This is a genomic window from Bartonella queenslandensis AUST/NH15 (assembly GCF_000312585.1).
Taxonomy (GTDB): domain Bacteria; phylum Pseudomonadota; class Alphaproteobacteria; order Rhizobiales; family Rhizobiaceae; genus Bartonella; species Bartonella queenslandensis_A.
In genome coordinates, this window is record NZ_HE998003.1 from 99,998 (window position 1) to 111,545 (window position 11,548).

Consider the following 11,548-nt stretch of genomic DNA (forward strand, 5'->3'; position numbering starts at 1 on the left):
GAGAAAGAAACACCCTATAATACTTATAAAATTAATGGTTTGCCCCCAGCAGCTATTGCAAATCCAGGTCGTGATTCTTTGAAAGCGGTAGCACATCCACCAAGCAGTGATGCGCTTTATTTTGTTGCGGATGGTTCAGGAGGACATATTTTCTCTCGAACCTTAGAAGAACATAATATGAATGTTCGCAAGTGGCGAGAATTAAAGGCAAAACATTAATTTATAATGATACCAAATTTTCTGGCATCGTCAATGAGAGTCCTAAATATGGTAAGATTTTTCTATTTAATCTTTTGATGAGAATGATAAAAAATTATTTTCTTGTATGTTACAAGTAAGATGAGCGTATAGATACAAAATATTTAAGAAAGAAATGAAAATATTTCTGATAAATTATCTCAATGAAAGTGCAGAATAGCATGGAGAACTGCTGAAAAATAATTGATGAGGAAAAAAAGATTGAGATAATGTATCGTTCAAATTTTGAAGAAAAATTTATACAAAGTAGAGTGGTGTAATGATAGTCATTGAAAGTGAATTGAATACTCTAAAAACAAATCAACGCCGCGGTTTTTTATTTATTCTCTCTTCGCCTTCAGGTGCTGGTAAATCAACAATTTCGAGGTTACTTTTAAAAGATGGACAATTAGAGCTTTCTGTCAGTGCAACCACAAGGGAAAAGCGTCCCAGTGAAGTCAATGGACTCCACTACCACTTTATTTCGAAGGAAGAGTTTGAACATAAACGTGATAGAGATGAATTTATTGAATGGGCAGAAGTTCACGGGAATTATTATGGTACGTTACGTGAAACCGTTGAAAATGCGTTGAGTGCTGGTCGTGATATGTTATTTGATATCGACTATCAAGGTACCAAGCAGATGCAAAAAAAGATGCCAAGAGACACCGTATCTGTTTTTATTCTTCCACCATCAATGAAAGAGCTTGTTGCGCGTTTACATCGTCGAGCAGAAGATAGCCAAGATATCATTAATTTACGATTGGAAAATGCACGAACGGAGTTAAAACATTGGCGTTCTTATGATTATATTGTGATCAATGAAGATTTAGATCAGTCTTTGTCTTTTATTCGGTCCATTTATTTAGCTGAAACCGCAAAACGCGAGCGTTGTTCTTTTCTTGGCTCTTTTGTTGATAGACTTATTGCTGAAAAGATTAATTGATATTTTTATTGTTTTGAAAAAGTTATACTTTTTAGGTTATCAAATTCGCTAAAGTCACAAATTCGAAAATAGAGAGCGTTTCAGCACGGCGTGTTCCATCAATTCCAGCTTTTTCTAAAAGTATTTCACCTCCAAGTGTTTTGAGATTTTGACGAAGCATTTTTCGTCTTTGTCCAAAAGCGGTTTTTGTAACAAAGCTTAGTTTTTGCGCAGAGCAGACAAGAGGTTGAGTTCGTGGAATAATATGAACAACAGAAGAAGTTACTTTAGGCGCTGGTACGAAGGCTTGAGGCGGCACATCAAAAGCAATTTTAGCCGTGGCACGCCAACCAGTTAAGACACTAAGACGTCCATAATGAGAAGATTGAGGTTTGGCCGTAATTCGTTTGGCAACTTCACGTTGGAACATCAATGTCATTGATTCATAAAAAGGAGGCCATGGTTCCACTAACAGCCAATTTAATAAGAGTTGCGTACCAATATTATAAGGAAGATTGGCAATAATGCGTGGTTTTTCTGGATTTGTTTCAAAGAGTTTTGAAAAATCTTGTTTCAATGCATCATTACAAATAAGTTTTAGTTTGTTCGGATAGTGCTTTTCTATTTCTAAGAGAGCCGGTATGCAGCGCTCATCGCGCTCTATTGCTGTTACAATAGCGCCTTTTGATAGCAAGGCGCGCGTGAGCCCTCCAGGACCTGGACCAATTTCAAGAACAGGTTTTCCTTGTATATTGCCCGCTTGATGAGCGATTTTAGAGGTTAAATTCAGATCAAAAAGGAAATTTTGTCCCAAAGATTTGTGCGCTTGTAACCCATATGTATCAATGACCTCACGCAGAGGAGGGAGATTATCTATTGGCATGATATCGAATTATTTTTTGCAAGTTGATTTGCAAGCTTAAGAGCCGCAATAAAGCTTTCAGGAGAAGCGATGCCTTTATCAGCAATATTAAAAGCAGTTCCGTGATCTGGAGATGTACGAATGAAGGGTAGACCTAACGTAACATTAACGGTGGTATCAAAATCTAATGTTTTCACAGGGATAAGAGCTTGATCATGATACATGCAAAGAGCAACATCATATATTTTTCTTGCACATTCATGGAACATTGTATCGGCAGGAAGTGGACCAGTAATATTGAGTCCTTTCTTTTTAAGATATTCGATAGCAGGCGTGATAACTTCAATATCTTCTTTTCCCATTGCACCTTCTTCTCCAGCGTGAGGATTAAGACCAGCGACAGCTAGCCGAGGTGACGTTATTTTAAAGCGTTTTTTTAAGTCACATTCAGTAATGAAGGCCGTTTGAATGATTAAATGATCGGTCAGCTGTGAAGGAACATCTTTGAATGGAATATGAACAGTTATTGGTACCGTTTTTAATCGAGGCCCTGCTAACATCATAACTGGATGATAAGATTTATGAAAAGCTTTATGGGCTAAATCGGCTAAAAATTCTGTATGACCTGGAAATTCAAATCCGGCGTCATAAAGATTCTTTTTGGCAATAGGACAAGTAACCAATGCAGAAGCATGTCCACTTTGAATCAATTGAACACTGCGCTCAATAGATTCAATGATACCAGCAGCATTGTTTGGAGAGGCCCCCCCCAATTGATCACTTTGTTTGTTTTTTAATGGTATGATAGGGAGAGCGTTTTGAAAGTTTTCGACAGGATTAGTGGTTAAAACAGATTCCACTTCAACATCAATCTGTAAAAAACGAGCGCGTGAACGAATAACATCTGGATCAGCAACAAGCACAAAAGCCGGAACTTGACGAGTAACACGCAAGCTCCACGCTTTTAGAGCTATTTCAGGACCAATTCCGGCTGGATCACCACCACTAATAACAAGAGCAGTCATTATTGAATACGAGCTACACGCCGCAGTTCTTCTAAATATTTTTCGCTTAATTCTTCAAGTTGTTTCGGACTTCTTTTTTTATTATCTTGAAGAGAAAATATCAGCCGAGCAACATAATCATCAGAAACCCTTTTTATTTTGCAAACAGCAATTGCTTCGATTCCATCAGATGTTTCTTGTAATTTTGTCATTTTTCCAGCAGGTGTCACAAGAATAGCTTTTTCCCATGCACTAGGAAGTTGGGGCTCCAGATACTTTCCTAAGTGGCGGATTGTAACGTCTAAAATACCTCTTGCTTGATTGTGAGCATTTGCACATCCACGAAAATGGGCGCGGAAATTATTTGCTTCTTTTTGACGTCTTTCAAAGATTTCTGAACGACGATGGGCAGGAATAACAAAAACAATGCGCTGTAATGTATACTCGTTGGTTGAAGGTTTTACACCACCATTTTTTAATATTCTGCGCACAGCTTCTTGTTCGCTAACCATACCAATCTGAGTTTGATAGCGTGCATTAACGAGACGCCCCCATCCTATTTGTCCACGGATGTAGTCTTTAAAATGTTGCACAGTAATATCACTTTGGATCAAAATCTGATTGAGCTGATCAAGTGTCATATTATTTTGTGTTGCAAAGTTCTCAAAAGCTTTATCAACTTCATCTTTGCTTACTTCGATATTACGGCGTTTTATTTCAATATTTTTTAGCTCTTCATCGATAAGCTCTTTTTTAGCTTGTGCCACCAAATTGCCTTGCTTTTGTTGCAATCTGAGAAATGCAACACGCCTTTGTATATCATAATTTGTGATAGGATTGCCATTCACTGTAACAACAATAGCAGTCTGCGCGAAGGCCGACGGAATCAAAAATCCATTTATTAGAAGACTGCTTACGCTCAAAGACGTAATATAAAATAAAGCAAGAATACGCTTTTTCAAATTATTCATGTAAATAGGCTTTCGCATTGTTTATTAATTCTCATCAACAACTTAAACTATACGCTTTTTTTCATAAAAACAATAATAAGTTTAATCACTTATACATTACTCTTCACAAATTTGAATCTATTTTTTTCCGATATCTGCGATTGTACGCAATGAAAGAGAGAAATTAAAGTTTTGCAAGGGTGTTTTTCTTCTTGGACTCATTACCTGTTGATAACCAAACGTGAGCCCAAAACATTCATCTGAATAATTCAAGCTAATTCCTCGTTTTATAAATCTCCCAGATACAAGATCATAACCGGCATTACTATTAACGGACCAATAGTCTGCCAGTTTTAAGCCCGTTTGAAAAGAAATTTCTTGTCGCTCTTGTGGATATTCGTAATTTGGTTGGCTTGCGATATAAGCATATTGTACAGAGGCCCAAAAAGATTTCCATTTTTGTGATGCTTCAATTTCACTACGGCGGATTTTTCCTGTTTTTTTGTCAAAGCGTCCACGTGTTTCTAAGGAAAAGCCGCTTTTATGGGTCGCACCAAACATTGCAACATAGTCTGAACGTTTTGCCTCTAAGCTAGAATGAATACCGACATTAACAAAGTCTTTTTCTGCAAAAGAATTCTTTCCTGCCAGATGAAAGGATTGTCCAATGAGACCATAAAGAGACCAAGTGTCATTAAAGCTTCCAGAATATCTTAGACCTATATTGGCTCTTGTGCCACCTTCCACACGATCATAACCAGAAAATTTATCCCGTTGAAAGAGAGTGGTTGCATCAAAGATAAAGCTTTGAGCATCCTCATTAGGAAGTTGTCCAATATATTGTTCGTTATTACGTATAAAAATTTGTGCGGTTGGTTCTATAATATGTGTAGAATGACCAATATGTGTAGAATGACCTGTTGTAACAAGGAAGGGATAGCGTGCTTCCAGCCCTGCTGTTGCCATACCTCGAATTGTTGAGCTACGAATTGCGGATAAGGCATTGTTTTCTATAGAAACAGCATGATTTTCGTGTACATTGGTTTTAATGATATCGGCCCGTAGAGAAAGAAGGGGAGTTAAGATGAGGCCATTGTGCGTGTTAAAACGTTTTTTCCACTGAAGCTCATTTGTCAAACGCAAACTATTTCCAGCCATACCAGAAAGTCTTCCAGTGTTGAGAGAATTTTCATTCCAGTTGGATGAACTGAAATCGGCATGACGACGGTAAATTGATTGTATATTGCTATGGAAGGTAAGCTCTCCATTATAAATGAATTCATCTGGTGTGAAAGAATAATCGATGCGCGGTAGAACCCATGCTTGCTGAAAGTGACGTTCATAATGAGGATCGTTCAATACGGAATCTTGAATTTTAAAATGATAAAAACGCATGTCAAAATAGTTTTTTCCTGCAAGACCATTCAGATAGATCTGAGAAAGTTGTGTAGGATTGCTATAGTTGTCCAGCTTGTAAGCACGACTAAAATGCCGATCGGATTGTGTAAAAATATCCCATCCATAAGTCCAGTGTGAATTAATACGAAAGTCCCCCTTTGTCGCTAGCATATAACGATTTTTATGCTGTGCATCAATCGTATCATTGTCAAATCTATGTGGTTTCATCTGATATATATGTGCAAAGCGAATGTTATAACTGCCCATTTTTAAACGCTGACGCCATTCCCCTTCGGTTAAAAGCCCTTGTTGAGTATAAACCGTAGAAGAAAGGGTAAAATCGTAATGGGGGGCAAGATTCCAGAAATAAGAATTCTTTATCCCCATACCGAGATAATCAGTATAGAAAAAATGAGGCGTCAGCAGACCACTAGCACGCCTGACAGTTGGATCATAGAGCTCAAAATTTGGAAATTTTATAATCGGTACACCAAAAACTTCAAAACTACTATTTTCAAACCGAATTTTTTTAACACTATTATTCCATATGATCTTTCTGGCTTTAATTTTCCACAGGACTTCTCTGTCTGGTTTATAAGAGCAAGGTTCACAGGCTGTATAGGTTGCATTTTCAAAAATTGTTATCTGATTGTTTTTGCGTGTAGCATTTTGAGCAGCAAAGTGCACATTGTTGGCTGTATCAATATGTAAGGCGTTTACAAAACCCTCGCCAAGATCTTTGGTCATATCAATTTGATTAGAATAAATCTTATTACCATCTTTTTGAGTAATTTCAACGTTTCCTTGTGCTATAAGTCGTCCTGTTTTTTGATTGTAAATAATTTTCTGAGCGACAACTTTATTGCCATCATATTCAACTTGAACATTACCTTGTGCAGAAACAGTGTTTTCATCACGGTTGTAAATGAGTTCATCCGCAGAGAGCAAAAGAGGACGCTCCAAGTTTTGAATGCGACTTTGAGGAGGAGACATAAGGTTTTGAGCGTTTGCGCAATAAGGCAATGCTCCCCCTAAGATAACCGCTATAACACTTCTAAAAGTGAGAGCACTTAATTTTGTTAAAATGATTTTCTTACGTGTTAATGCCTTCACTTAGCCATCCTCTTTATGAAGTAAAAAAGAGATTCCCAAGAATAATGCAATAACAACAGGTGTCCAAGCGGCAATAATTGGTGGGATATATCCAGCATTACCAAAAGCCTGAACAAGTGCGGAAATAACATACAGCATAAATCCAGCTATTACGCCACCAAGAATCAACGTTCTAGATTGTCCAAAACGCGTAAAATTCAAAGATACAGTTGCAGCAATGAGAGTCATTGCCACAAGCAATGCCGGTAAGGCAATCAAAGATTGTAAATACATATCAAAATTATGAGCGGAATAACCAAATGAACGTGCAATCGTAATTTTTTGGGGCAATTCGTAAAATGGAATAGTTGCTGGGTTCACTAGACGCTCCGTTAAAAATTCAGGTTTTAGATTGGTTTTTATTTTCAACACGGTAAATTTTTCAGGAGGGCGTCCTATTTTATAAATTGTTCCATTTGTTAATAGCCAAGCACCATTGGTTAAGGTTGCTTTTGGAGCGTTAATCCAATTTTTGACGGTTGCGTCGTCTTTGTATTGTACAAAGGTTGCATCGAGAAGAGAAAGCCCTTGATCAGTGATAGATTTAGCACCAATGGTTGTTCTTCCTAAATTTGTACGCTGTGTTAACCAGTGGATACGCGTATTATGAAGAGATGTTAGTACATTATTATTGCGCCATTCAGTCATCATTTTCTCTGCTTGAGAAAATCCCCATGCAGCAAATGGATTGATGAGAAGAATTGAAAATAATCCCAAAAGAAAAGCTCCCAAACAAGCAGGCATAAGAAATTGCCATGCAGAAACACCGATTGAACGAGTCACGACAAGTTCAAGTTTTTTGTTAAGCGAGATAAGCGTTGTCATGGCAGAAAAGAGCGCAATAAAAGGGATAAGTTGTTGCATAATAAAAGGGATGCGTAAAACAGAGAGGAGAAATGCATCCTTTGCTGTATAATGTGGAAGGGAAGGAAGCCTCCCAGAATTTTCTGTAAAATCGATTAAAAGAGCAAGAACAAAAATCCCCCCCAAAAAATAACAAGTTATCTTAACGTAACGTATAAAAAAATAGCGTCCAAGTGTCCACCCAATCATGATATTTTATCCAGAGAATTTTGAGATTTTCGATGTTCAAATTTATTCAATACTTTTTGAAAAATGATTTGAAGTATCTCATGAAGTTTTTCGGGGAGTCCAATTTTATGATTCGTTAAAAGCATAAAAAAGACAAATATGCTTGTTCCTATGGGTGTAATATAAAGAAGAGGAACATATGCAAGATCATTCTTTGCTTTTTCGGCGAAAAAATACCCGATCCAATAGACCAGAAAAGAAAGGGCAATTGCTGAAAAATTTGCGGAGTGGCGTGCTTGTCGATGGGAGCTTACATTTCCCGCCGCGGCTAATGCAATAAGTGAAAAAACGATTGGATAGAGCCACTGTGTTAGTCGGCGGTGAAACTCGGCTTTATATTGGAGTGGTTTTCGTTGATAGTAGGGATCTTTTGGGTCAGGGTTTTGTAAATAAGAAAGAGATCGATCTTTTGGATAAAGAGTAGGAATTTTATCACTGGGAATAAATTCCCCTAGGCTAAAGGTATATGCGCTAAATTGAACGATTGAAACGCTATTATTTTCATGATTGACTCTTTCTATTTCACCATTATTGAGGATTAAAAAACGACCATTTTTATTGCTTACAATGGAGGCTTTTGTTGCATAATAAAAAAGATCAGTTTTAGGATCACGCTGGTCGGCAATGAAAAGACGTTCAAGTGTTCCGTTTGGATTCCGTTCGCCAATTTCTATATAAAGGTTGTTGGCGAGTTTTTGAAAGCTTCCTTCACTAATGAACAGATTAATAAGATCAAAGTGGGCACTTGCGAGCATTTGTCGCATATGAAGACGCGCTTGAGGAACAACAAAATTAGCGATAGCAAAGGAGATACAGGATGCAACAATAGCAAGAAAAAGAATAGGTTTCCAAACAGTACTCTTAGGAAAACCAGAGGCATTAATAACAGCAAGTTCAGAGTCTTGATTCATTGCTGAAAGGGTGGTTGTAACCGCGATCACTAATGCAAATGGAATGACAAGAAAAATAACAGAAGGAACCAATGAAAGTGAAAATTGCAAGACTGTGAGGAGTGTTTGTTTACTTGTTGTGAGAAAGTTTATTCGTGCAAGAATTTGCACCGTCCAACTAACGCCCACTGCTGCAATCATGACAGAACTAAACAAAACAAAGACACGTTTCAGGATGTAGAACTCAATAATACGCATAAATTGGGGAACACCCTCAGTCTTTAATTCGATAGCAAATATTTTTACTGCTCTCGGTTAAAATATAATAAAGTTTAAAAAACACCCTTCCATGGATTGGACGTTTTTAGTAAATAAATAATATAAAATTGCTCGCTAAATTCCCTTTAATTTTTCCACACATTATATTTTATTTTCAACGATAGTCTACAAAGAATCTAGAAAATAACTTAAAAAACTTTTTTATTAACATTGAAAATAAAAAAATTTCTGTCTTCTAAGGAGTCTTTTAAAGACATATGCAAAAAGATAAGGCATCTCAATCGAAAAAGAGGTTTATATCTTGAATCGTTTCCTTTTATATGAGGGATATAGAAGTTTTTCTAAAAAAAATGTTAGCTTTTTTATAAAGAGTGATAAGGGCTTAAGAAGTTGGATATTTTATTCTATCATTTGACGCATTCAACGCTGAAAGATATTTTACCGACGCTTGTAGAGCGAGCGTTGGCTCGTTTTGGTAAGGTAACAATACAATGTGTGAGTAAAGAGCAACGCGATTCTATCGATATGCATTTATGGGTTTATGCTGATGAATCATTTATTGGGCATGGAACGGAATGTGATCAATATTCAAGCCTTCAGCCTGTATTTCTGACTACAGGACAAGAAAATCCGAATGATTCAAAAATCCGTTTTCTCACAGAGGGAGCTGTTTGTTCAAATATTGATACTTATCAACGGCTTGTTGTGCTCTTTGATGGTAGAAATGATGAGCAGTTGAATTTTGCTCGGGCACAGTGGAAAAAATATAAAATGGAAAATCATAATTTAACCTATTGGCAACAGACTGAAGATCGTTGTTGGGAAAAACAAGTTTAATGCGCCTCGTATCTTTTGTTATGGTTTTGATAGGATTGGTAGGAATCGTAAATCCAGCACTTTTTATTGCGGAAGGATCAGGGGGAGGGCGTTGGGTTTTTATTATTATTTTTCTTTTAGGCATGCTAAAGACATGGTCTATAATTAAAAAAACGAAACCGCATGATGATGATTATTGATCGAATTTTGCTTATTTTATGGGCTGTGATGTCGGCTTTTTTTTGCGTTTCGTGGTTGGGGACAACGCATATCCTATCAGGGGTATTTGCTGTTGCTGATATGAGCAATATTGTGGATTTCTTATTTTTCTTTTTGAGCACATTATTTGCGGGAATACTGTGGTGGACAATACCGCAACCCATGTCTTTTAAAATGAGACTGGCAGCATTTTTTCTGCCAGTCATTATTTTATTCTTTGTTATTATATCTTAGTTGGATATTTCATCATCTGTAAATCCAACAAAGCAAATTAGTGAAACAAAAGAAGCAAAAAGCAAATAATAGCCAATATAAGACGTATCAAAATGTTGCACCAAATATTCTGCAATATAAGGTGCGAGAGAAGCTCCTACAATACCAGATAAGTTAAAAGTAATAGAAGAACCCGTGTATCGAATGGCTGTTGGGTATGGTGAGGCCAAAACAGCACCAAGAGGGCTGTATATCATTCCCATGATAGACAAGCCAATGACAGACATTGCAAGGACTCCTATAACTCCAGAATTTAAGAAATAAGGAATTGCGAAAGAATAGATACCGGTGATGATTGTAATCCAAATCATCAAAGTTCTTCGTCTGATACGATCAGCGAGTCTTCCTGTAATGACAGTAAAAATTCCACAGAAAATAGCACCGACAATTTCAACTTGAAGAGCTTGATAATATGACAGTTGCAAATGGTTTGTTGAATAGCTTAACAAATATGCTGTAACCAAGTAAAACAAGACAAATGTTGCCATACCAGAAAATACCCCAAGAAATAAGATTCGTGGACATTTTAAAAAGACATCGATGATAGGAACTCTGGCACGCTCTTTACTTTCAAGACTTTTTTTGAATTGAACAGTTTCATTGATTGAAAGACGAACCCATAATCCTATAATCATAAAAACAACTGAGGCAATAAAAGGGATGCGCCATCCCCAAGCAACAAGCGCATCATGATCAAGGAAATATAACAGAGCTAAATAAACAGCAATGGATAAAAATAAACCGATAGGAACGCCCAATTGGGGAAACATTGCGTACCATCCGCGTTTTTCTGGAGGGGCATTTTCTGTTGCGAGCAAAACGGCTCCTCCCCATTCACCTCCTAATCCCATTCCCTGTCCAATACGGCATAAGGTTAAGAGGAAGGGGGCAAACCACCCAGCAGTTTCATATGTGGGAAGAAAACCAATAATGACTGTTGAAAGCCCCATTGTGAGAAGAGAGGCGATAAGTGTTGCTTTTCTTCCAATTTTATCTCCAAAATGTCCAAAGATAATTGACCCAAGTGGGCGGGAAAAAAAGGCCGCTCCAAAGATCAGAAAAGATTGTAAAATAGCAATTTGATCATTTTGTGTTGGAAAAAACACATGAGGAAATATGAGAGCTGCAGCAGTGGCAAAGACATAGAAATCAAAGAATTCAATTGTTGGGCCAATAAGGCTTGCAAACAAAATGCGACGAGGGGAATTTCTGTTGCTTGTGCCTTGCATTTCTAAGTTTATAGACATGAATAGAATGTCCCTTTCAGTATATGGCAAATCAAATATGAATTAACCGACTATAATTATAAAAAATTCAAATCAGTGTCGAGTCGATATTATGATGTTTCTTAATACATTAGAACAATGATTATAGATTGATGAACATGAATTCAGTGTTTTTTCGATGATAAAAATTTAATAAAATTAAAGAAACTATTTTAAATGCTGTAA

Annotated in this window: 12 protein-coding genes; 5 read left to right on the plus strand and 7 right to left on the minus strand. The window is 37.0% G+C overall.

What is annotated here, in order from left to right:
- On the plus strand, nt 1-219 hold a 219-nt coding region (locus BN338_RS05615), incomplete at its 5' end, for an endolytic transglycosylase MltG (protein WP_039759885.1).
- A 298-nt stretch (nt 220-517) separates the two neighbouring features.
- Nucleotides 518-1,183, plus strand: a complete 666-nt coding sequence (gene gmk, locus BN338_RS05620) for a guanylate kinase (protein WP_039759887.1) — start codon at nt 518-520, stop codon at nt 1,181-1,183.
- 31 nt (nt 1,184-1,214) lie between these two features.
- Here gmk and rsmA read toward each other — a convergent pair whose 3' ends face one another.
- From rsmA to lptF, 6 genes are all read right to left on the minus strand, one after another.
- On the minus strand, nt 1,215-2,045 hold the full coding sequence (gene rsmA / locus BN338_RS05625; RefSeq protein WP_039759889.1) for a 16S rRNA (adenine(1518)-N(6)/adenine(1519)-N(6))-dimethyltransferase RsmA: 831 nt from the start codon (nt 2,043-2,045) through the stop codon (nt 1,215-1,217).
- Nucleotides 2,036-3,049, minus strand: a complete 1,014-nt coding sequence (pdxA, locus tag BN338_RS05630; RefSeq protein ID WP_039759891.1) for a 4-hydroxythreonine-4-phosphate dehydrogenase PdxA — start codon at nt 3,047-3,049, stop codon at nt 2,036-2,038. Before pdxA ends, rsmA begins: the two co-directional genes overlap by 10 nt.
- Nucleotides 3,049-3,999, minus strand: coding sequence for a SurA N-terminal domain-containing protein (locus tag BN338_RS05635; RefSeq protein WP_039760137.1), 951 nt, complete (start codon nt 3,997-3,999; stop codon nt 3,049-3,051). Before BN338_RS05635 ends, pdxA begins: the two co-directional genes overlap by 1 nt.
- 117 nt (nt 4,000-4,116) lie before the next feature.
- Complete coding sequence (locus BN338_RS05640) at nt 4,117-6,489, minus strand: LPS-assembly protein LptD (RefSeq protein WP_039759893.1); 2,373 nt, start codon at nt 6,487-6,489, stop codon at nt 4,117-4,119.
- The gene (gene lptG, locus BN338_RS05645; RefSeq protein WP_039759896.1) at nt 6,490-7,581 is read right to left on the minus strand and encodes an LPS export ABC transporter permease LptG; all 1,092 of its coding nucleotides are present in this window, start codon (nt 7,579-7,581) and stop codon (nt 6,490-6,492) included.
- Nucleotides 7,578-8,768 carry an LPS export ABC transporter permease LptF gene (gene lptF / locus BN338_RS05650; RefSeq protein ID WP_039759898.1) on the minus strand — a complete coding sequence of 397 codons (1,191 nt, stop codon included), beginning with the start codon at nt 8,766-8,768 and terminating at the stop codon, nt 7,578-7,580. Before lptF ends, lptG begins: the two co-directional genes overlap by 4 nt.
- A 411-nt stretch (nt 8,769-9,179) precedes the next feature.
- Here lptF and BN338_RS05655 point away from each other — a divergent pair, with 411 nt between their 5' ends.
- Genes BN338_RS05655 through BN338_RS13105 form a run of 3 tightly spaced genes read left to right on the plus strand, consistent with a single transcriptional unit; the run spans nt 9,180 to nt 10,058 of the window.
- Nucleotides 9,180-9,626: a DNA polymerase III subunit chi gene (locus BN338_RS05655; RefSeq protein WP_039759900.1), complete on the plus strand. Its 447-nt coding sequence runs from the start codon at nt 9,180-9,182 to the stop codon at nt 9,624-9,626.
- Complete coding sequence (locus BN338_RS05660) at nt 9,626-9,805, plus strand: hypothetical protein (RefSeq protein ID WP_039759902.1); 180 nt, start codon at nt 9,626-9,628, stop codon at nt 9,803-9,805. The genes BN338_RS05655 and BN338_RS05660 overlap by 1 nt, the downstream gene beginning before the upstream one ends.
- A complete protein-coding gene (locus BN338_RS13105; RefSeq protein WP_039760139.1) occupies nt 9,795-10,058 on the plus strand; it encodes a hypothetical protein in 264 nt (87 codons plus the stop codon). Before BN338_RS05660 ends, BN338_RS13105 begins: the two co-directional genes overlap by 11 nt.
- On the opposite strand, the gene BN338_RS05670 is transcribed toward BN338_RS13105, so the two are convergent.
- Entirely contained in the window at nt 10,055-11,344 is a 1,290-nt protein-coding gene (locus BN338_RS05670) for an MFS transporter (RefSeq protein ID WP_039759905.1), read from the minus strand. The genes BN338_RS13105 and BN338_RS05670 overlap by 4 nt on opposite strands.
- Between the last annotated feature and the right edge of the window lie 204 nt (nt 11,345-11,548).

Excerpts from the sequence above, each read along its gene's own strand:
- BN338_RS05670 (WP_039759905.1), bottom strand. The coding sequence starts at position 11,344 with ATGTCTATAAACTTAGAAATGCAAGGCACAAGCAACAGAAATTCCCCT.
- BN338_RS13105 (WP_039760139.1), top strand. The coding sequence starts at position 9,795 with ATGATTATTGATCGAATTTTGCTTATTTTATGGGCTGTGATGTCGGCT.
- rsmA (WP_039759889.1), bottom strand. The coding sequence starts at position 2,045 with ATGCCAATAGATAATCTCCCTCCTCTGCGTGAGGTCATTGATACATAT.
- lptF (WP_039759898.1), bottom strand. The coding sequence starts at position 8,768 with ATGCGTATTATTGAGTTCTACATCCTGAAACGTGTCTTTGTTTTGTTT.
- BN338_RS05635 (WP_039760137.1), bottom strand. The coding sequence starts at position 3,999 with ATGAATAATTTGAAAAAGCGTATTCTTGCTTTATTTTATATTACGTCT.
- BN338_RS05660 (WP_039759902.1), top strand. The coding sequence starts at position 9,626 with ATGCGCCTCGTATCTTTTGTTATGGTTTTGATAGGATTGGTAGGAATC.
- lptG (WP_039759896.1), bottom strand. The coding sequence starts at position 7,581 with ATGATTGGGTGGACACTTGGACGCTATTTTTTTATACGTTACGTTAAG.
- gmk (WP_039759887.1), top strand. The coding sequence starts at position 518 with ATGATAGTCATTGAAAGTGAATTGAATACTCTAAAAACAAATCAACGC.
- pdxA (WP_039759891.1), bottom strand. The coding sequence starts at position 3,049 with ATGACTGCTCTTGTTATTAGTGGTGGTGATCCAGCCGGAATTGGTCCT.